Consider the following 21,384-nt stretch of genomic DNA (forward strand, 5'->3'; position numbering starts at 1 on the left):
TTATCCACCTCTATTCTTATATTTAATTATACATAGAAAAACCCTATAGCGTAGGTTTTTTTAAATCGTCTACTCTATAGGGTACATTTTACTGTCGCTCAAACATATGTTTTTCTTCACGCATCTTCAAATATATTAAATTAAGAATTTCTAAGCTTAGTTCAAACGCATTTATCTCAATATATACTTTTGTTAGCATAATCAAAGAAAAATATTTTATTTTTAAACTAAGTTCAACAGTAGTGTCGAAGAAATTACATGAATTAAGGGAAGACAAATTTCTTCCCTTAATTCACGTTTTAATAATATCATTTATTATCTTTAGATTTATTTATATCTTTTTTCGATTTCACCTTGCTCAAATATACATAAGCAAAATGGAGTCCAAAGTAAATTATCACTATATCTATTATAATCGTAAATGTTTTATATAAGCTTAATTAACGATATCAATTATTTTTTCTTTATTCCACCTAAAAATTATAAGTATTAATCCAATACAAACTAAACTAGAATAGGCTATTGGTTGAAGATATTTAGGGAATCTTGTAGATGTTAAACTATTCAGAAGGTAGTTAGAAGAAATATTTAAAATAACAAAGGTTATTGGTATTTGCACTCCTATAAGTGTTATGTAATTAGGCGCTAACCTTGAGATAAAGGTTACTATTAAAGTAACAGCAAATCCTACAATATATATTCCTACTACTGTAAGTACTATATATTGTATAAAACTAATATTATACCAAGACGTATTAAAGCTAAAAACTGAATTTATACTAGTATTAAAAAACATTCCAACCTTATTATGTGAATATAAGATAAAGAAACCAATAAGCTGTACACTTATTATTATAAAGCTTGATATTAATGCTGTTATTAGTTTAGTCTTAAATATTTTTCGTCCTATATTAGATGTATATTGAAGATAATTTACCTTGTTTCTACTATCCTTTATAAAAATTGGTGAAACCATAATTATTATACTTAGGACTATGAGCATTGCTACATTATTTATTAATTCATTATAGTTTCTAAAAACAAACTCTGGAAATATAGACGTTATTGAAGAATTTTTTATAGTTTCATGATATCTTTCGAGTTGATTTTTACTTAAGCTAGAAACGTATCTATTTATATTTTCGTATTCGGCTATTATTTCCGATCTAACCTGCAACTCCCAAAACATATCTACCTCATCTTCAAAAAAAACTTTATCATATAATTTACTTAACTTCTTATTATCCATATTTATAGAATTAAGCTTTTTATAGGTAGTCATTCCTGATTTTACAAACTCCGGTTTGGACTTAAGATATTTGTCAGCTTGTTCAAGTTGCTTATTGTATAATTCCTTAAAATTTAAAAATTCTTTTTTATCCATAGAGGTTCCGTAGTCCTTTAACATTTGGACACTTATATTGTACTCATCTTTATTGGGTCTGCCATTAGGAAAATATCTAAAATTAAAGCTTATGAACAAATAATATATTATTAAACTAATAAACATAATTAAAACAATTATCTTAACATTAAATACCTTTTTTATCTCGTTAAAAATTATTCTCATGATATACATCCTTTCCCTAATACAAATTTTGTTTTCTAAATTTTCTCATACATATTCCACATATACTTAGTAGAATTATAGACCATGCTACAATTGTAAACACTTCATAGTATTTAAATGTAGCAAAAGGACCTTTTTCCATAAACCATTGTTGCGAATGCAAAATAAGTACAAAGGGTGTAAATTGGCCTATAAAAACAGCATTACTACTGACGGGTATAAGACCTGAGATAATTATGGCTATACCAAATGTTATTGCAAAGATAAAAAAGACTATATAACTGCTTCTTATAAAGTTTGATATTATAAAAGTAATACAAGCAAAAAGTATTTCACATACATAAACAAGTCCAATGCAACAAAATAAATATTTAGTAAATGACATATTGAACCAAGATATATAAGGTAATTGATTATCCCAATTAAATCCGCTACTAATAGGAACTTTCCAAAGTCCTGAGTAGCTTACTACAGTAAAATATATTCCTAATGAAATACCAATAATAATCGTGGTAACCAAGATACTTGTAAATATAGATACATAAAATTTATCTTTATTAAGTTTTCTTCCTCTCTTTGTAGCATAAACTACAAATAAAGTCTTGTTTTCAAACTCATAGTTCATTAAATAACCTGTAATAAGAACAATTAAAATCATTATTTCGAAGATGAAATCCCTAAACAAAGTTTTAAAAAGAAATGTATGCATCTTATAAACATTTCCTATAAAAAACAGATTTTTATATTCTCCATTCTCTTTTATTTTATCAAATCTTATAGATAGCTTTGCATACTGCATTCTTACTGTATCAGCGGCACTACCGCTAATATTATACATAGATATTCCACCCTCGCCAACCTGTTTTATATTATTATCCTTGTAGCTTATGTCGAGGTTCTTTGCAGTATAGTAATAGTTTTCTATAACGCGTACGTCATTAAAAAATTCAAGGTCATCTTCTTTATAAATATTGCTGCTGTTAAAATCATTTGAAAACAAATCCATAGCAGATTGGTATGGATTAGAAGTTTTTTCAAAAGTAATTTCATTTAAATTTTTTAGCTGATCACTATAATATAGTTTAAAGTCAACCATCATTTTATCGTTTATTTTATACCCAAATTTATCTACAATTTTATTTAAAACTTTTAATTCACTTGTAGACTGTGTCTGATTAAATATAACAAAGATATTAAAAGCAATAAATACTGCCATTAATCCAATTACAACTGGGGAGAAAATCACCTTTTTAAGTTCATATAATTTTACACTCATACCTCTATGACTCCTGTACTAAGTTTTCATCATTATAGACATAGAGAAAGACATCTTCTATATTTGGTGAAACAGATTTCCATTTATTTTCTATAGATTGTTCACTAATAAATCTAACTACTAGCTTTCCATTTTCCTGCTTCTCAGATAGTGACAAATATTCTTTTCTAAAGTTTTGAGCATCATCAAAATCAATTTCTGTTTCATAAACACGCCCTTGGATTATTTTACAGATGTTTTTAATGCTATCCTTATATAGTACGGTCTTATCTTTTATCATTATAATTTCATTTGCTATTGATTCTATGTCTGAAACTATGTGAGTTGAAAGAATAACTACCCTATCTCTTGATAGCTCCGCGAGTAGATTTCTAAACCGAACTCTTTCCTTTGGGTCTAGTCCAGCAGTAGGCTCATCTAAAATAAGAACTTTAGGGTCATTTAGCATAGCTTGAGCTATACCTACACGTTGAATCATACCTCCAGAAAACTTCTTCATTTTTTTATTTTCTACGTTTTCCAGTCCAACGAGCTTCAATAGTTCGCCTACTCTATTTTTAGCTTTATGTCTTACTAAACCTTTTAGTGCTGATATATACAGCAAATATTGTTTTGGACTATAGCTTTTATAATAACCAAACTCTTGAGGAAGATAACCTAATATATCACGGTATTTTCCATCTAGTTTAACTATATCAATTCCATTGTATAATATCTCCCCTTTAGTTGGAAAAATGAGTGTGGTAATCATCTTAATCAGTGTAGTTTTTCCAGCACCATTAGGTCCGAGCAAACCGTAGACACCATTTGCAAATTCAAGATTTATATTTCTAAGGGCACAAAAATTACCAAATTCTTTACTAACATTGTTAATTACTAGCATTTTTAATCATTCCTCCTATATTATTAAAAGTAATAAGTTTTTTAAGACTATAAATGAAGGCATATAAGCAAATAACTGTTACAGTCAAATACACGTAAAAAGGAATTTTATTTAAAAACATAGTATAAAATTCTGAACTAAATATCGACGCTCCTAGGTTCATAATAACCCAACCCATAAGTACAAAATATTTTGTAACCTTAGAATATACTTTTAATATTAGATATAAAAAAATTGTTGAAAATAAAAATAGAGAAGTAACTGAAATCATCAAAGCTTGTAAAAAGTCTATTCTATTATAAAGTGAAGAAACTAAGTAGAGGGCTGAAACATTCAGAATAATACAGAAAGCACTAAAAACTAGCATTCTAAAGGCTGCTAATTGATATATATTGTATTTACAAGTCATCTCGATTTCAAAGGTGTTTTTTTGTTTTGTATTTATAAAAGACAGTAATGATATAGTCAAATATAAAATAGGCGAGAATATAAAAATAAAAGAATATATATTTCCATTATCTATATTCGCTGAAATTCTAGAGCTGACAGCTATAAAAGTTAGGATTGACAGAACAATTAATACTAAAAAAACAATTTCTGTTATGTCATGAAATAGATTCTTTATACCTATTTGTTTATACATGCTTTTTACATAAAAATAGAATGACTGTTGAGGCTTAAGCCCTTTGGCTATGATTGAGTTTATTTCAGATTCTATTTCGTCGTCATTTGGAAAATCTATATGAGATTCATGTTTATCCATTATTATCCTCCAAAAATATTTTAACTTTTTTAATTATTGCGTAATATTTTGTTTTTACTGTAGATTCTGGTACATTTAAAACACCTGATATTTCTAAAAAAGTATATTGTGCAAAAATTTTAAGTCTAAGTATTAGCTGAGAAGAAGCATCAAATCTGTTTACTGTATTTATAACCATTTGAGCCTCTTGCTTGTTTTCAATAATGATTGTAAAATCTTCAGTAGCATGTAAATCGTAGTCATCAATAGATACCATTATGCTACTGTTTTTATAGTTACTTGAGCGATAATAATCAATAAGCTTATTAGTTGATATTTTATACAACCAGGTTCTAAATGAAGCCTTGCCTTCATCAAAATTTTTTATAGATTGTAACATGTTTATAAATATATCCTGCGTCAAGTCCATAGACAGTTCTTTATTTAAAGTTTGTTTGTATATGTAACCATATACTTCTTTATAATATTTTTTAATGAGCTCATTCGCAGCATCTTGATTTGATTTTGATTTAATCTGTCTTATCCAGTGTTTTTGCTTGTCCATATTTCACCACTAACTCTCACTTTCTAATCCTTCTAATTATATATTCGTAACAACGAGTAAAATAGTTTTAAAAATTTTATATTTAATTGATAATATTTAAAATATTAATTAAGGGAAGTCCAAATTTTGGACTTCCCTTAAAATAATTGTTATTAAAAATGGCCTTACTCTATAGTTGATTATTATGTTCTTTTGCAAGCATTAAAGAAAAATTTGATACTTTAATTATTAACTAAGTTCTTCATGCTCAAATCTAAAACTCTACATGAGTGAGTTAATGCCCCTACAGATATATAATCTACGCCACAATTTGAGGATTCGAGTATATTGTCTAATGTTATGTTTCCAGATGCTTCTACTAGGGCTTTTTTATTAATTAACTCTACGGCTTTCTTCATGGTCTCATTGTCCATGTTATCTAACATTATAATATCTACTTTTGCTTCTAAAGCCTCATTTATTTGATTTAAAGATTCAATTTCAACTTCAATCCTTTTAACAAAGGAAACATTTTCACGTATAATGTTTACAGCTCGTCTTATTCCTCCAGCTGCACTTATATGGTTTTCTTTTATTAATACACCGTCTGATAGATTATATCTATGATTATAACCTCCACCAACTTTTACTGCATATTTTTCAAATATTCTCATACCAGGTGTGGTTTTTCTTGTATCAAGGACTTTCACTCCGGTGCCTGCTAATTTATCCACATATGTTTTTGTTAACGTAGCAATACCACTCATTCTTTGTAGATAATTTAATGCAGTTCTTTCTCCTGTCAATATATGTTTTGTTTTTCCTCTTAATTTTGCAATAGACTCTCCACTGCATACTAAGTCTCCATCTTTTTTAAAAAACTCTATATTTACCTCTCCTAGTATTTTAAAAACTCTCTCAAATACACAAAGTCCTGCGATTACTCCATTCTCTTTGGCTATTAAATCAACACTACAGTTACACTCATCACTTATAATAAATTCTGTTGTAATATCATTTTGAGGCACATCTTCTGTTATAGCATCTATAATTAGTTTATCAATAATTAACCAATTCATTCCTTATCTCATCTCCCATTTCTTTAAATTTATTTAACACTACGGCCTTATTAATTTCGCTATAATCACTAAGACTTTTTATACTGTTTATATCATCACAATTTAATGTAGTAATCCTGCAAATAGATTTATTTATAAATCTTGAAGCCCTTCTAGAAAAAACTAAGGCTTCTAACAATGAATTACTTGCTAATCTGTTTGCTCCATGCACACCTGTACAACTTACCTCACCACATGCAAATAAATGATCCATAGATGTTTTGGAATCTAGGTCAACAGCTATTCCTCCCATATGATAATGCTGAACTGGTGTTACTGGAATTTTATTTTTTGTAATATCTATACCACACTCTAAACATTTTTTATAAATTCCTGGAAATCTATCTATAATATATTCCTTTCCTTTAAACGAAATATCTAAAAAAACATAAGGTTTCTTACTTTTTTCTTCCTCGTTATAAACTGCTTTTGCAACCACATCTCTTGGTAAAAGTTCATCTACGAATCTTTCCCCACGCTCATTTAAGAGTTTGGCACCTTCCCCCCTTAGTGACTCTGATATAAGAAATTTCTCACAATTAACCCTATCATCATATAAAGCAGTTGGATGAAATTGCACATAGTTTAAATCAGAAGTTTTAATATTATGCCTTAATGCAATAGCTATTCCATCCCCAGTTAATCTTCGCCTACTAGTCGAATTTTTAAATAATCCTCCAATTCCCCCTGTAGCTAAAATTGTTTCCCTTGAATATATGTTTATTCTTTCTTTACCTCTAATCACTGTACCGCCGAAACATATATTATCTTTAGTAATAAGGTCAAGCAAAGTAGTGTTTTCAAATATTCTTACATTCTTTTTATTTTTAAGTGCCGCGAGTAAAGATAAAAATAGTTCTTTTCCAGTTTCATCTTTGGTATGCACAATTCTACTAATACTATGTGCCCCTTCCTTTGTATACTTAAAATTTTCATTTACTTTGTCAAACTCTGCCCCAAAATCAACTACTTCATTTATATTATCAATTGATTCATATACTAGAGTCTTTACCGCCTCCATAGAATTTTTATATTTTCCTGCTTTTAAAGTATCTTGAACAAATAAATCAAAATCCTTTTCATCTTTAGCCACCGCTATTCCACCTTGTGCTAATGAAGTATTACATTTGTCTACAGACTCCTTAGTTATTAAAAGTACATTTAGATCTTCGTTTAGATTTAATGCAGCATACAAACCTGCTGCCCCCGTTCCAACTATTAATACATCTACAGATATATCCATAATATCACCTCACCATTTCATGCATAGCACTTAAACATTTGTGCGCTGCTTGTCTTATATTTTCATCTAATGTTACAACATATTGCTTATTAAGAAGGCTTTTGTAAACATCCTCTAGGGTAGTTTTCTTCATACTACAGCATGTCATAGGAGATTTTGGAGTTATAAATTGTTTATTTGGATTTTTATTTTTAAGCTCATAGAGTATACCTTCTTCTGTTACAACCATATATTTTTGACACGTATCGTGGGTAGCAAATTTAATTATTTCCCCTGTACTTCCTATAAAATCAGCTAATTTTCTAATTTCGCGATTACACTCAGGATGCACTAAAATCTTAATATCTTTATCTGAATTTTTAACATTAATAATTTCCTTAGCATCAACAAATTCATGTACGCGGCAAAAGCCATTCCAAAATATCATGTTCTTAACATGAGCTTTTTCGTTTATATAATCACCTAGGTTTTTATCTGGTATAAATATTATTTCATCACTATTTAATTTATTAACTATTTTTAATGCATTTGAAGAAGTACAACATATATCACTTTCTGATTTCACCTCTGCCGTTGAGTTTATATAACATATAACCTTTGCACCCGGATGTTGTTTTTTTAGTTCTCTAACATCTTCTCCATTAATCATATCCGCCATAGTACAACCTGCGTCACTATTGGGTAATAACACTGTTTTTTCCGGTGATAGTATTTTTGCACTCTCAGCCATAAACTTTACTCCACAAAATACTATGATTTGCTCGCTACATTCTTTGGCTATTTTACTAAGATAATAAGAATCTCCCACGAAATCAGCAATTTCTTGAATATTATCATTTTGATAATAGTGTGCTAGAATTATAGCGTTTCTCTCTGCCTTTAATTTCTGAATTTTTTCTTTTAACTCCTGCATTACTTATACACCTCTTTCTTTGTGTGTATACACTGTTGTATATACACTCTTCTTCTATACCATAGTATCATTTGTGTAATAAGATATCAATCGTTAAAAAAATAAAAAAACATACCCCCTGATATCAAGAGATATGTTTTTTATAAAATTTTCTAATAAACTTTCAAAATTATTCTTCAGTTAATTCATGTGTTTCTTCAGCTCTAGACATATACATTATTCCTTCTAAGTGATCAATCTCATGACAAAATGCCCTTGCAAGTAATCCTGTAGCATTATAAGTAACTGGCTTCCCTTTAATATTAATTCCTACAACCGTAACATCTGTTGGTCTGTAAACTTCACCCTCATATCCTACATAACTTAAACATCCTTCATAATCCTTCTCATTTCCAGATTGAGCCGTTATTCTAGGATTTATAATAACTATTGGTTCTCCCTCTTCTTCTCCTAGATCAATTAGGACCACTCTTTTTAAAACACCTATTTGAGGTGCAGCAAGACCTATTCCATTTCCCTCATAAAGGGTATCCATCATATCATCAACTAAATTTAAAATCTTTCTATCTACTTTTCCAACCTTTTCACAAATTGAATTAAGACGTTTGTCACCATATTGTAATATTTCTCTAATCGCCATTTATCTTCTCCTCTTTTTGTATTAGTACTTCCAGGCTCATAAAACTTTATTTTAATGTTTTTTCTTCATTGATGAAATAAGATATATCCGTTATGTTTTCAGCTTCACTCATATCAAAAATTAGATAAAATTCGCCTTCACTTATTTGTCCATTGTCCAAAAACTTAATAATATCTATCTTAAAATTCTCTAAATGGTAATCCGTATATGGTAGTTCTATATCACCTTTTCTTTGTGAATCCTTTAGATATCTTTCAAAATTTTTACTAGGATCTCTTAAAAGAAAATTAGGCATATACTTTTTCTTATTAAACTGCAGATAATCAAACTTAACAATTTCTTTTAAAATCCTATTATCTAAATTGAGATGTTCATCATTAAACTCTAAAAACACTTTATAATAATCCACAGATGATATACTTCTACTTAGATATCCTTTATCATAAAAAAACGTACCTAGGCTTAAATAAAAATCAAATACATTATCAAACTTAGGGATAAAGTATTTTAATATAGTTTTAAATTTACGGGAATTGTAGTATTTATCCACTACCTCTTCAACTCGTTTTAAAAGAATAATTTCCTCATAACTTATATCGCTTGTCTTTAAGATCTCATAAGGTGGATATGGAGCATATACCATTCCCCATTTTTCCACTTCATCTTTCATAGGAGCACCTTTTAATATCTTAAGGAATCCAAGTTGTATTTCATCCGGCTCTATTGTGTATAAATCATTAAAAGACTTCTTAAATGATTCAAGATTTTCTCCTGGTAGTCCCGCAATTAAATCTAGATGCTGCTTTATATTACCATACTTATTTAGCTTAGCAACCTGTTTTTTTATGTCCTCAAAAACTACGAATCTGTTTATATTTTTTAATACTTCATTATTTGTAGTCTGCACTCCAACTTCAAATTGGAATCTACCCTTAGGAGCTTTTTCTAAAAGTTTAAGTTGCTTATCATTTAGTATATCTGCTGAAATTTCAAAATGAAACGTGGTCTCGGTATCTATACTCATTAAATATCCCCAAATACCCATAGCGAATTCATCACTACAATTAAAAGTTCTATCAACAAATTTTATGAGTTTCACTTTTTTATCTATTAAAAATTTTAAATCCTTTTTAACCCTTTCTAAATTCATGAACCTAACTCCACGTATAGTTGAAGAAAGACAGTATTTGCAGTTGAATGGGCATCCCCTTGATGATTCAAAATATATTATTTTATTGTTTAAATCATCATCCTTAGTATAGGGGAACACAATGTTATTTATGTCCATAAGTTTTCTTTTTCCACCATAAAATATTTTTCCATTTTCTTTATAGTACAAACCACTAACACCTTTTAGACTAATATTCCCTATCATACATTTTATAAACTCTCTAAATGTTTCTTCTCCTTCTCCCTCAATTAAATAATCTGAAAGACTATCTTTTAGATAGTTCTCACTATCAAATGATACTTCTGGCCCTCCATATAACAATTTTATATTATTATCTATGAGTTTGATTAAATTAGATATCTGTTTAACATAATATTTATTCCATATGTAACAAGATAAAACTACTATATCTGCTTTCTCTGATATAATTTCTTCCACAATTCTTTCTACTCTATCATTTATAGAAAACTCTCTTATAAGAGATTCATAATTGAGATCCTCAGTAAAAGCTTTTAAATATCTAATTGCAAGGTTACTATGTGTAAACCTCGAATTTATTCCAACCAACAATACTTTCATTTTTAATTCCTTCCTTAACTCATCTATTTTGTACAGTATACAATATTAGTTTGCATAAAAGCAATTATATCCTAGTCGCTTTTATGATTAGGCAGTAGCTTTCACATTAAATGAGTTTTGTAATAATACAAAAAAATCAAAAGCCTTACTGGACAACTCAAAGATATGTCCAGACAGGCTAATAAATCTTTAACAATGTCTATTAGTTTTACTTTAATCTTTTCTTTTGACTTTCTTTTTGCATATCATATAATAGACATTGTCTGAATTTTTTAATGTTACCACCTTAAAATATGGTTCTAAAATTCTCATTGTATTATCTTTAGAACTATTTTTAAATAAATTTAAATCTCTTAAATTTATTTGTTTTGTACTTTTATCTGGTAACACAATTTTAATTTCCTTAGTAAAAGTTTTAGCAATTCCTTTATCAATATCCCAAATATATAACAATCCATCAACTTTTAAATATTTATATATATCTTGTACCAATTTTCTTTTATTATATGTAAGGTTTATATCACTTAAAGTGAAAAATAGTGCGCAAGTATCATATATGCCTTCCTCTATTGCCTTCTTTTCCACTTTTCCTTCTACATACTCTACACTACTACTATCATCAACGTACTCTTTATATATATTATATATGATACCATGATTAGAAAACCCTATGTCTAATAGATTTCCTTTAAAAATCTCCTTTTCTAAATTTAACAAAACCTCCTTCTTCAATTGTTATCCCCCTTTTCATATGATTTTTATAAATACTTATTTAAAATCTATTCTTCAAAAACAAAATAATCCCTCTAAAATAAAGGAATTATTTGTGAATTTCATTGTAAAAATTTAACATTAAGCCCGCAGTAGTCTTTTGTGCTCTCTGAACTATAAGCGTAGATACTTTCCTATATCGCTCTTCCTTGTTTTTTATATGCACGTGTGAAATATAAGTATCACTTGCAAATGTTGCGTTGTTTTTTATATAATCTTCTATATTATCTTGCTTAATTATTTCATTGAAAATAGGGAACGAATAGTCACTCATTAATCTACCTATAATCCAAAGTTCAAAATTTCTATGATTTTTAAGTAGTTTATTGTTAACATGTTGAGGAACAGTTGCATCCTGAATCAAATGGCATGCTGCTCCAAAATAAAACAGTGCTTGCCGTAGATCACCAGCTTCTACGAACCTTAACGCACATTTGTAGTATTTGTTAAATTCTGTTAATGCATTTGAAAATCCATATAACCCTGTACCCGTAATGTGATGATAAAAATGATTTGAACTCTTAAAATCTTGGTCTGCCCAAGTAACCCCATTGTTTAATTCTTTTACATAATTTTTGTAAAAAGTATGAACTTCACGGTATCCCTTATTTTTTAATATCTCAATAGCTTGAATATTAATAAATTTGTGAACGATACAATGAGTTTTCATGATTCTTTTTTTAATTGGATTTATTGTTACCATTAAGCCTTTTAAAGTTTTCCCATATGTAGCTTCAAATTTTTTCTTCAACCTGTTCACCTCTTAACTTAGTATACGCTAAATATGCTCTAAAAACATGTTTAATTTTACCATAATAATATATACTCACTCTATTCTAATCTTTTTTTCTTAAACCAACAAGTATGACCACTATTAAAGTTATAACTATTATTAACAAATAGTTATAAAACTTGTGTTTTCCGCTATTTGTATTATTATATTGACCTTTTTCCATACTAATTAAATATCCATTTTTAGAATCTAATATTATCAATTTATCAAAAAATTTCATGCTAGATATATATGCACCCTCTTCAAAATTTACTTTTTCTTTAAGTGCACTGTTTTTGTTTAGACTATATATACTATTATCATTCTTTTCATAGAAATATATACAATCTTTATCCCCGAGTTTCCCTGCCCTGTCTATTGTCAAACTTATTAAGCTACCCACTGATTTATGTTGGTATATTGGCGCAGGTGGATTTATTGTAGGGTGATTATCTAGAATAGCTGGTATAGTCTTATTAACCGAATCTCTGAATTTTGGTGAGCTTATTGGATCACCTCCAGAGTAATCGGGAAACCCATACCATGCATTTTTTTTGATTTGGTAAATATAATCACTATCACCATTCACTGGTCTTAATCCTCTATCCTCCATGCCTCCAACTGTAACTAATACTTTGCCCTCACTATTAAAATCTATCCCCATCATATTTCTTATACCCCAAGCAAAGTTTCCTTGCGCACCAGTTTTTAAATTATAAATTATTATTGATGAATTTCCAATTACATGCTGCGTTATAATTTGTCCCTTTATATTTCTAGTTTGATATGCAACAAATGCTCCTGTTTTTATCCCTGCGAAGTCCATTCCTTTTATAGTTATACTTTTTGGAGTAATATCATGGTTTTGAGGATAATTATCTAACCACTTATTGTCGAGTCCAACTACCCCGGAATTTGTAGCTGAGCCTATAGTAACAAATAAATAATCCCCATTAATTCGAACCAAACTATTATTATAATCTCCGTAATTCGGTATATTCTTTATTATTTCTTTACTTTCCTTTGATATTAAATTATATGAATAGACATTTGTACCAGAAGCGTAATACAATATTTTATTATTGTAATCTAAGCTAGTTATATTTAACTTCTTATTTACAAATATATTATACGCTTTACCTGACTTATCTATGTATTGTATTCTATCCTTAAAAGCAATATAATAATTTCCTTCATTATCTTTAGTAAAATCTACCGAATTACTTAATCCTTTATATAAAATTTGTGTTTTAATACTTCCATTTTTCACTGTAACCCTATATTCTTTAAAAGAATTTCTCAATGAAAATAGTGCAAAAGCCATCAAAGCTAAAATAATTATAAATCCAATGGTCTTTTTCATACTTCTCCCCCTAAATTATAAATCTCTAATCTATATATATTTATAAAAGTTCGCGTATATGTAAAAATTATATGACATTTGTATATTTAATTGTTATCCCTAATCAAATACATTTAGAATATAATCTTAAAACTTAACATATTAATTATTAATAGTTGTAATATATTTAAGTTTAACCTCAGGGAGGACCCTTTATGATAAAAGACGATTTCTACAGAGATTCAATAATACTTACGGTTTCAAATTTGGTTGCTGGCATATTAAGATTTATGTTTTCAATATTGCTCTCAAGGAAATTAGGTGCAGAAGGTATGGGCTTATATAGCCTTGTAATGCCTATATACGATTTATTCACTTGCCTTATTTGCGGTGGTATGGTAACAGCTATTTCAAAAGAATCTTCATCCTATTATGGAATAAATGATTACGGTAACCTTAACAAATCTATACATACTGCATTAGTTTTCGATTTTGTTTTATCTATATTCATAGCAATTTTAGTGTTTTTTTTCTCACCGTATATCAGTACATATATAATAAAAGACCAAAGAACACTATACTCCCTTTGGGTCATTTGTCCCGCATTAATTTTTGTTGCCCTATCTTCTATATACAAGGGCTATTTTTATGGCATTTCTAATGTTAAAGTACCTGCAATAATAGACATTGTTGAAAAAACTGCAAGAATGGCCATAATACTTGGGCTAATAAATTTTTTTGCTCTAACAAATGTAACTACTACAGTAACTGCTACATACATTTCTTTGTCAATTGGAGAACTTATAAGTTTTATTCTTCTATATGTATTTTATGAAAAGAGTAAAAATAAATTTAAGGTAATTATAAAAAAGACCGAAGGACGAGCCCAACTTTTATTTAATGTTCTTATTATTTCATTTCCATTATGCCTAAATGGGTTTTTAAACACTGTAATTTCAGCACTATCAACCCTAATTGTTCCGGGCAGGCTAGTCCAAGCTGGAATAGAATATACCGAAAGCTTATCTTTAATTGGTAAATTTTCTGGTATGGCTATGAGTATTGTATTTTTCCCTTTTATTATTGTGATGTCAATGTCTACCATGTTGACTCCCGACATTTCTAAAAGTATAAGTAAAAATGATTATAATGCTTTAGAAAATAGAATCCACGAAGTAATCAAAATTTCTTTTTTACTAGGAATTTCAACTATGATAATATCTTTATGTATAGGATCCTCTCTAGGAAAATTATTTTTTGATAGATATGATCTAGGTGTCTATATCAAACTTGCAGCGTTAAGCGCACCATTCATGTATATGTCTGGATCAACCTTCGGAATTTTAAATGGACTTGGCAAACAAAAATCTCTCCTAATAAATTCTGTAGTAACTTCTATTATCCAATTAGTCTTGCTTTATATACTCCTTGGCATTCCAAGTGTAAATATTTTAGGCTACGGCATAGCACTCCTTATAAGTTCTATTTTAAGTGCTATAATGAATATTGTATCAATCGAAAAATGCTGTTATATAGATTTTTCAGGGAGTGAATTTCTAATTGATATTTGTCTTAGCATCCTGTTATATTTTATATTAAAAATTTTAAGTAATACTATACCGGATTCTATTTTTATTACTAAGAACATAATAATTATTGTAACTGGCTTCTCTCTATTATTATTTTCTCTAATTCTCACAAAAAAAACTGAAAAATCTAAAGCACATCATCCAAGATGATGTGCTTTAGATTTGTTTACTACCTATTTAAGTCTACCTAAAATAGACTTAGGTATAATTTTTGTAATCCTACTAGGTAATACTTCTAAATCTTCTTTACTTAATCCACCTAGAAGTACTAATGTGAAAAAGTAAGTTACTATCGCAAAGACCATAGAAATTAATAGAGCAACAGCATTAGCAAAATACCCTTCTTTAACATAACTAAATATATAATTAAAATTACTATACATTAACTTTGCAATTATTGCCATAACTACCGAGGCCATTATAGGTTTTATAGCATGACTTAATAATTTTATTTTAACTCTTAGCGTTTTATTAATTGTAATATAGTTCAATATCAAAAGTATTGCAAAACTAACTGCATTTCCCATAATAGCACCTAATATATTAATGCTTGGGATTGCTACAAAAATATAATTAGTAATTATCTTTCCTATCATACCCAAAACTGCATAAATGGTAACTAAGTAAAGTTTTCCAAGCCCTTGAAGAATTGAAGTTTGTATACTAACTACAGCCATAAGTATTATTACAACTGACCCATATATAAGTAATCGTCCAACACTAGAACCGTATTGTATTAAAATAACTACTGGGTAAGCTAAAACTGCAAGTCCAATTGCAGAAGGTACTGCCACCAAAAAACAAAGCCTAAAAGCGTAATTAATTTTATCTCTTACAGCATTTTTGTCCCTAAGTGCCATTAAACTTGAAATAGATGGCAGAATAGTTATGGCAAGTGATGTAATAATGGCTATGGGCACATTTATTAATGTTGTGTATTTACTTAACACACCCCATAAAACATTAACCTGTACACTACCAATTCCAGCGGCTACCATTCTTGATTTAACGACTCCTAAATCAATTAATAGCCCTGACTGTTGTATTCCTAAACATATTGTCATTGGTACAGCAACACCTAATAACTTTTTAAATATTTTTTTATTAGTTAATCTTTTTATACCTAACTGATTGTATCCTTTGGGAACTCTAAACACTTTATTTTTTTCATAATAATGGATCATATAAATTACAGCAACTAATGCTCCTACAGTGGTACCGACGGTTCCACCTGCTGCTCCTGCAGATACTCCATATTTTATAAAACATGCTGCGAAAACTAAACTGAATATAGTATTTGCAACCTGTTCAAATACTTGTGATACCGCAGTAGGTGTCATATTCCCTCTTCCTTGGAAATAGCCCCTATAAGCTGATAATACAGAAGTAAGTAAAACAGTTGGAGCAAGTGCCATAATCGCTAATTTTGCGGTCTCACTATTTGTTAATTTAGATATAGGTACTACCAAAATGAGCATTAAAAGCGACATAACTACTCCTAATACTAAAAGGGAAAATCTAGCTATTTTAAAAGTCTTTATGGCATCCTTATAGTTACCAAGCGCTATAAGTTCTGACACGATTTTCGAAATAGCCACAGGAATACCAGCATTTGTCAATATGTAAACATATGTAAATATATTGTATGCAGAATAATATACCCCTAGCCCATCCTCTCCTAAAATTTTTCCAAGAAAAGGTATATAAAGTAGGGATAAAAACTTAACTACAAAACCTGCCGCAGATAATATTGCAAAACCTTTTGTGGTAGATTGTTTATTTAACTTTGCTTTTTCACCCATAAATTCACCCTCTAAAATTTAAATATATCTCTCTTAATCTTTTTCAATGCTGGTGGTAAGCTCTCTGCAATAGTTTTATTCTCCATATAAGACAAATCCTCTGGACAATTCTTAAATATTAACTTATATGCATACAAATATTGAGAGTCCAAACCATATTTGTTATTAAAAAAGCTATTTATTTTTTTATTTCCATATTTAGGATCACCAAGGATAGGATTACCAAGCATACTCAAATGAGCTCTAAGTTGATGGCTTCTGCCTGTTAAAAGGTTAATATCAAGTAAAGAAAATGTACCACAACTTTCTATAGTTTTGACTTCCATTGCTATCCTTTTAGTATCTGGTTTTGATTCTTTAAATACTTGAGATATATTTGCATCTTCGTTTTTATATATATATCCTTCATAAATTCCATCCTTAATTCTTCCTGATACAAGTGCCATATAATATTTTTCAATATTACGATCTCTTATCATTTCATTTAATAGTTTAAGAGATTTAAAATTTTTACCAAATATAACCATACCCGAAGTGTTTCTATCTAATCTATTACAAGGCGCTGGCGTAAAGGTTATTTCATTTTCTGGTTTGTAATCTCCTTTATCAAATAAATAAGAAAGTGCATAATCTGTTAAAGTAGGTTCTCCATCTTTTTTATCAGCATGAACTAAAACACCTGGCCATTTTTCTACCATTAATATATTAGCATCCTCAAAAGTTATCTTAAGTTTATTATCAATTCTTACAAATTCATCCCTCTTAAACTCACTAGTGATATATTTTGTTTCAACAACATCACCTTCTACTAATGAATGTTTTTCCTTAATTTTGCTACCATTAACTCTAATATCACCTTTTCTAAAAGCTTTATATATTTTGCTGAGTGGCACATCTCCAAGTACCTTCCTCATAAATTTATCTGTTCTTTGTCCTGCTTCATTTGCTCCAATTTCTATCCTCATATATATCCTCCTAGATCTCTTTTATCTATTGATTAACTTCTATACATAATTAATCTACGTTAATAATTCACATCAAGTATCAATTATATACTAAGTTGCATTATGATTTCAATAGAAATTCATAAGCTAACGTACATTGCATAGCTACACCTATGGATAAACAGCTCTCATCTATATCAAATAAACTTCCATGAGCCGGGTTTATTATACCTTTTTCCTTGTTTCCACTCCCTAAGAAATAAAATAGCGATGGTTTTTCCATAGAGAAATAAGCAAAACTTTCCACACCCATGGTAGGCTGATCTAATTTATAAACATTACTTTCTCCGATTAGTTCTTTTGACTTATTCTCAAACATATCTGAAAGTTCATCATTATTATGAAGACATGGATAACTTTCTTCAATTTCAATTTCACATTTTCCTCTCATGGCTTTAACTATACCTTCCACTACTTGAACTAATCTTTTATTTATATATTCCCTGTGTTCACTCTTCATTGTCCTAATAATCCCTGATATTGTCACGTCTTCAGGTATAATGTTTTGAGCTGTACCACCATGAATTGAACCTACAGTTATAACTGCAGGATCTGTAGGTGGAATCTCGCGACTTACAATGCTTTGAAGTGCAACTATAACGTTACTTGCTATTACAATAGGATCAATAGTCACATGTGGGCTTGCACCATGTCCACCTTTACCTATTATCTTTATAGTAAATGGATTTGATGCAGCGTACGCGATGTCTCTTTTTAAACCAACAGTTCCGGCTTCTAACCATTCTTCTACATGAAGCCCAATAACAGCATCAACACTTGGATGCTCAAGTACACCCTCTTTAATCATTAAAGGTGATCCACCAGTAGTTTCTTCTGCTGGCTCAAAAAACAATTTAACATTTCCCTTGAGTTCATCCCTCATGTTATTTAATATCCTAGCTGCACCTAAAAGTATAGTGGTATGGGCGTCATGTCCACAAGCATGCATTTTACCATTAATCTTAGATGAGTAATCACACACTTTCTTATCTTGAAGAGGAAGTGCATCCATATCTGCTCTTAAAGCAACCGTTTTTTTACCATTACCTCTAATAATAGCACAGATTCCAGTTTGTGCTACCTCATAAAATTCAATGCCTTCCGCCTTCAAAAAATCTTTTACCTTTTGGCTAGTTCTAGATAAATCAAATCCCAATTCTGGATTTTGATGTATATCGCGCCTCATATCTATTAACTCACTCTCAATATTTTTTGCCATATTTAATAAATTCACAATTCCCACTCCTTCGCTTATGTTAAATCATCCTATTTTTTATTTTGTTTCAGCTGCCTCAATAATATTTTCCCAATATATTTCAATTACATCTCCATTATTTAGCGGCTGATAATAATCAGCTTTACTACCATTAAGCTTTAATATTAAGTTTCCTTTTGAAATAGTCAAATCAAAATCCACATAATTAAAAATATCTACAAATATGTATTTATCTTTTCCTTTAAGACCTATCATATTTTTATTCACTTTAACATTCAAATTTTGTGTTTCTTTTTGTTCATTTTTATTAACTTTTTTTTCCACCTTAATTTCTTTAGTAATTTCTTTAGTAATTTCTGCTACTTTATATATTCTATCCCCTTCTTTTATAACATAATCCAAAAGCAATTTTTTATTATCTATCATAAAATCTAAACCACTAGTATCATCACCAAAATACTTTGCATATTCACTAATTGTAGTAGGTATTACTATTGAAACATCATCATCTTCTTTTATTACACCACTTATTATAGTTCTTATACCATTAATAAATGCTACAGGCTCAATGTTACGAATTTCATCTTCAAAATAGAAACTTACAGTTTGAATGTTTTTTACATAATCCATAATTTTAGGCTCAGCACTTTTCCCATCTACACTAAAGCTAACGTCAATGATATCGCCTTCAGCTACCTCAGAATCAATATTACTAAGTAAGTTATTAATCTTAATTTCAGCGCTCTTTGCTAAGCTTCCAAATGCCACTCTTTTTATTCCATCAACTATAAATCTTATATTGCGTCCATTTTTACCAATCAATATCTTAGGATTTATACCCTCTTGCATCATTACATCCATAACAGTATGTTTATGTGCATTAAATAAACTTATAATCTTATCATTTATCGTCACATCAACAAAATCATTTCCTAATCTTTTAATTGATACCAGCGCTATACCTAAAACTGTAACTCCAGTACTTCCCATGTCAGCATCGCATATGCAGTCAGTTACTGAATCACGACCTTTAATAACGACACGGTTAATTGGTAGATTTAAAATTTTAACAATATTTTCTTTAATAAAAGGTGTATGTGCTCCACCTCCTACAAGAAATACTGCATTTGGTGCTTTTCCACCATTTAATTCAATTATCTTATTCCCAATTTCTTCCGAAATTTTCACAACAATAGGATTAATTATTTTTAATACTTCCTCTGGTTCTAAAATATTTTCAAAGCCTAACACATCTATGTATTGAATTTTATCTTTCCCACCACATTCTTTTTTAATTTTCTCAGCAGTATTAAAATCAACTAAATATGCTTGAGATATTATTTCAGTTACCTCATCCCCTGCCATCGGCACCATACCATAAGCACTTATACTATCTTTGCTACTAATAGCAATATCAGATGTTCCTGCACCAATATCCACTAAAGCCAAATTTAGAAGTCTCAAGTTCTGTGGCACGGCAGCTTCCATTGCAGCTATAGGTTCAAGTGTTAAACTTACAACTTCCAGTGAGGCCTTATCCATGACTGCATATAAACTATCAACTACTGATCGTGGAAGAAATGTAGCAATTATCTCTACCGCAATTTTTTCTCCTTTGTGCGATTTTAAGTTTGTGATTACGTATCCATTTAAATAGTAATTTTTTACACTATATCCCACACAATAAAGCTTACCTTGAGACGACTTTGCCACTTCCTCATCTGCCATTCTAACTGCAGTGAGTTCTAGACTTCTAATGGTTTCCCTATCAATTTCTTTATCAATATCAACTTCTATTTCAGACTTAACTTGCGTTGTCCTTAAAAATCGCCCTGCTGCTGCAATTGCTACTTTAGTTAATTTAACATTTAAATTATCTTCTAATTCTTTTTTCACCTTTAATACTCCACTGGCTACCAATTGAATGTCATGAATTTGGCCATCAATCATAGCTCTTTCTTCATGTTCAATATAACTTTCAGAAATAACTTGGAATTTTTTCTCAGATATTATACCAACTGTTCCTATGATAGACCTTGTCCCTATATCTAAAGCAAATATCAGTTCCTCTAAATTTACATTTGTGATTTTCATTTTTATACCTCTTTCTCACAAAATTATTTGAATGTTACTAATCCGAATTAAGCTCATATTCATAGAATATGAGCTTAATGAAATTATATAACATCATATAACAATATTCAATAAA

The 21,384-nt window shown here is 29.3% G+C and carries 18 protein-coding genes; 1 reads left to right on the forward strand and 17 read right to left on the reverse strand.

Annotated features, from left to right (window positions below; all coding sequences use genetic code 11):
* Positions 1 to 436 precede the first annotated feature (436 nt).
* The 13 genes from KPL54_RS15995 to KPL54_RS16055 all read right to left on the reverse strand — a co-directional run bounded on the left by KPL54_RS15995 (position 437) and on the right by KPL54_RS16055 (position 13,585).
* Positions 437 to 1,570: a hypothetical protein gene (locus KPL54_RS15995; protein WP_216107503.1), complete on the reverse strand. Its 1,134-nt coding sequence runs from the start codon at positions 1,568 to 1,570 to the stop codon at positions 437 to 439.
* 16 nt (positions 1,571 to 1,586) lie between these two features.
* Positions 1,587 to 2,846, reverse strand: a complete 1,260-nt coding sequence (locus KPL54_RS16000; RefSeq protein WP_216107504.1) for a hypothetical protein — start codon at positions 2,844 to 2,846, stop codon at positions 1,587 to 1,589.
* 4 nt (positions 2,847 to 2,850) lie between these two features.
* On the reverse strand, positions 2,851 to 3,729 hold the full coding sequence (locus KPL54_RS16005; RefSeq protein WP_216107505.1) for an ABC transporter ATP-binding protein: 879 nt from the start codon (positions 3,727 to 3,729) through the stop codon (positions 2,851 to 2,853).
* A complete protein-coding gene (locus KPL54_RS16010) occupies positions 3,716 to 4,492 on the reverse strand; it encodes a hypothetical protein (protein WP_216107506.1) in 777 nt (258 codons plus the stop codon). Before KPL54_RS16010 ends, KPL54_RS16005 begins: the two co-directional genes overlap by 14 nt.
* Positions 4,485 to 5,036 carry an RNA polymerase sigma factor gene (locus KPL54_RS16015; RefSeq protein WP_216107507.1) on the reverse strand — a complete coding sequence of 184 codons (552 nt, stop codon included), beginning with the start codon at positions 5,034 to 5,036 and terminating at the stop codon, positions 4,485 to 4,487. The genes KPL54_RS16010 and KPL54_RS16015 overlap by 8 nt, the downstream gene beginning before the upstream one ends.
* A 221-nt stretch (positions 5,037 to 5,257) precedes the next feature.
* The gene (gene nadC, locus KPL54_RS16020) at positions 5,258 to 6,094 is read right to left on the reverse strand and encodes a carboxylating nicotinate-nucleotide diphosphorylase (protein WP_216107508.1); all 837 of its coding nucleotides are present in this window, start codon (positions 6,092 to 6,094) and stop codon (positions 5,258 to 5,260) included.
* The gene (locus tag KPL54_RS16025) at positions 6,075 to 7,376 is read right to left on the reverse strand and encodes an L-aspartate oxidase (protein WP_216107509.1); all 1,302 of its coding nucleotides are present in this window, start codon (positions 7,374 to 7,376) and stop codon (positions 6,075 to 6,077) included. The genes nadC and KPL54_RS16025 overlap by 20 nt, the downstream gene beginning before the upstream one ends.
* Positions 7,377 to 7,380: 4 nt before the next feature.
* A complete protein-coding gene (gene nadA, locus KPL54_RS16030) occupies positions 7,381 to 8,289 on the reverse strand; it encodes a quinolinate synthase NadA (RefSeq protein ID WP_216107510.1) in 909 nt (302 codons plus the stop codon).
* Between the two features lie 169 nt (positions 8,290 to 8,458).
* Positions 8,459 to 8,929 (reverse strand): peptide deformylase, encoded by a 471-nt coding sequence (gene def, locus KPL54_RS16035; protein WP_216107511.1) that lies wholly within the window; start codon positions 8,927 to 8,929, stop codon positions 8,459 to 8,461.
* A 46-nt stretch (positions 8,930 to 8,975) separates the two neighbouring features.
* On the reverse strand, positions 8,976 to 10,679 hold the full coding sequence (locus tag KPL54_RS16040) for a B12-binding domain-containing radical SAM protein (RefSeq protein ID WP_216107512.1): 1,704 nt from the start codon (positions 10,677 to 10,679) through the stop codon (positions 8,976 to 8,978).
* 213 nt (positions 10,680 to 10,892) lie between these two features.
* A complete protein-coding gene (locus tag KPL54_RS16045) occupies positions 10,893 to 11,411 on the reverse strand; it encodes a class I SAM-dependent methyltransferase (protein ID WP_216107513.1) in 519 nt (172 codons plus the stop codon).
* A gap of 88 nt (positions 11,412 to 11,499) precedes the next feature.
* Entirely contained in the window at positions 11,500 to 12,201 is a 702-nt protein-coding gene (locus tag KPL54_RS16050; RefSeq protein WP_216107514.1) for a zinc dependent phospholipase C family protein, read from the reverse strand.
* An 85-nt stretch (positions 12,202 to 12,286) separates the two neighbouring features.
* Positions 12,287 to 13,585 carry a hypothetical protein gene (locus tag KPL54_RS16055; protein WP_216107515.1) on the reverse strand — a complete coding sequence of 433 codons (1,299 nt, stop codon included), beginning with the start codon at positions 13,583 to 13,585 and terminating at the stop codon, positions 12,287 to 12,289.
* A gap of 194 nt (positions 13,586 to 13,779) precedes the next feature.
* On the opposite strand from KPL54_RS16055, the gene spoVB reads away from it, so the two are divergent.
* On the forward strand, positions 13,780 to 15,303 hold the full coding sequence (gene spoVB, locus KPL54_RS16060) for a stage V sporulation protein B (protein WP_216107516.1): 1,524 nt from the start codon (positions 13,780 to 13,782) through the stop codon (positions 15,301 to 15,303).
* Between the two features lie 23 nt (positions 15,304 to 15,326).
* On the opposite strand, the gene KPL54_RS16065 is transcribed toward spoVB, so the two are convergent.
* From KPL54_RS16065 to KPL54_RS16080, 4 genes are all read right to left on the reverse strand, one after another.
* Positions 15,327 to 16,955, reverse strand: a complete 1,629-nt coding sequence (locus tag KPL54_RS16065; RefSeq protein WP_216107517.1) for a putative polysaccharide biosynthesis protein — start codon at positions 16,953 to 16,955, stop codon at positions 15,327 to 15,329.
* Positions 16,956 to 16,966: 11 nt separating this feature from the next.
* On the reverse strand, positions 16,967 to 17,920 hold the full coding sequence (locus KPL54_RS16070) for an RluA family pseudouridine synthase (RefSeq protein WP_216107518.1): 954 nt from the start codon (positions 17,918 to 17,920) through the stop codon (positions 16,967 to 16,969).
* Positions 17,921 to 18,020: 100 nt separating this feature from the next.
* Positions 18,021 to 19,202 carry a M20 metallopeptidase family protein gene (locus tag KPL54_RS16075; RefSeq protein WP_216107519.1) on the reverse strand — a complete coding sequence of 394 codons (1,182 nt, stop codon included), beginning with the start codon at positions 19,200 to 19,202 and terminating at the stop codon, positions 18,021 to 18,023.
* 30 nt (positions 19,203 to 19,232) lie between these two features.
* Positions 19,233 to 21,269 (reverse strand): cell division protein FtsA, encoded by a 2,037-nt coding sequence (locus KPL54_RS16080; protein WP_216107520.1) that lies wholly within the window; start codon positions 21,267 to 21,269, stop codon positions 19,233 to 19,235.
* Positions 21,270 to 21,384: the final 115 nt, after the last annotated feature.

The sequence above is a fragment of the Clostridium estertheticum genome (assembly GCF_018861295.1).
Classification (GTDB): Bacteria; Bacillota; Clostridia; order Clostridiales; family Clostridiaceae; genus Clostridium_AD; species Clostridium_AD estertheticum_D.

What these genes read in the sequence shown, in the direction of transcription:
- KPL54_RS16080 (WP_216107520.1), bottom strand. Translation starts at nt 21,269, where the DNA reads ATGAAAATCACAAATGTAAATTTAGAGGAACTGATATTTGCTTTAGAT.
- KPL54_RS15995 (WP_216107503.1), bottom strand. Translation starts at nt 1,570, where the DNA reads ATGAGAATAATTTTTAACGAGATAAAAAAGGTATTTAATGTTAAGATA.
- KPL54_RS16000 (WP_216107504.1), bottom strand. Translation starts at nt 2,846, where the DNA reads ATGAGTGTAAAATTATATGAACTTAAAAAGGTGATTTTCTCCCCAGTT.
- KPL54_RS16040 (WP_216107512.1), bottom strand. Translation starts at nt 10,679, where the DNA reads ATGAAAGTATTGTTGGTTGGAATAAATTCGAGGTTTACACATAGTAAC.
- KPL54_RS16015 (WP_216107507.1), bottom strand. Translation starts at nt 5,036, where the DNA reads ATGGACAAGCAAAAACACTGGATAAGACAGATTAAATCAAAATCAAAT.
- KPL54_RS16065 (WP_216107517.1), bottom strand. Translation starts at nt 16,955, where the DNA reads ATGGGTGAAAAAGCAAAGTTAAATAAACAATCTACCACAAAAGGTTTT.
- nadA (WP_216107510.1), bottom strand. Translation starts at nt 8,289, where the DNA reads ATGCAGGAGTTAAAAGAAAAAATTCAGAAATTAAAGGCAGAGAGAAAC.
- nadC (WP_216107508.1), bottom strand. Translation starts at nt 6,094, where the DNA reads ATGAATTGGTTAATTATTGATAAACTAATTATAGATGCTATAACAGAA.
- KPL54_RS16010 (WP_216107506.1), bottom strand. Translation starts at nt 4,492, where the DNA reads ATGGATAAACATGAATCTCATATAGATTTTCCAAATGACGACGAAATA.
- KPL54_RS16005 (WP_216107505.1), bottom strand. Translation starts at nt 3,729, where the DNA reads ATGCTAGTAATTAACAATGTTAGTAAAGAATTTGGTAATTTTTGTGCC.
- def (WP_216107511.1), bottom strand. Translation starts at nt 8,929, where the DNA reads ATGGCGATTAGAGAAATATTACAATATGGTGACAAACGTCTTAATTCA.
- KPL54_RS16025 (WP_216107509.1), bottom strand. Translation starts at nt 7,376, where the DNA reads ATGGATATATCTGTAGATGTATTAATAGTTGGAACGGGGGCAGCAGGT.
- KPL54_RS16070 (WP_216107518.1), bottom strand. Translation starts at nt 17,920, where the DNA reads ATGAGGATAGAAATTGGAGCAAATGAAGCAGGACAAAGAACAGATAAA.
- KPL54_RS16055 (WP_216107515.1), bottom strand. Translation starts at nt 13,585, where the DNA reads ATGAAAAAGACCATTGGATTTATAATTATTTTAGCTTTGATGGCTTTT.
- spoVB (WP_216107516.1), top strand. Translation starts at nt 13,780, where the DNA reads ATGATAAAAGACGATTTCTACAGAGATTCAATAATACTTACGGTTTCA.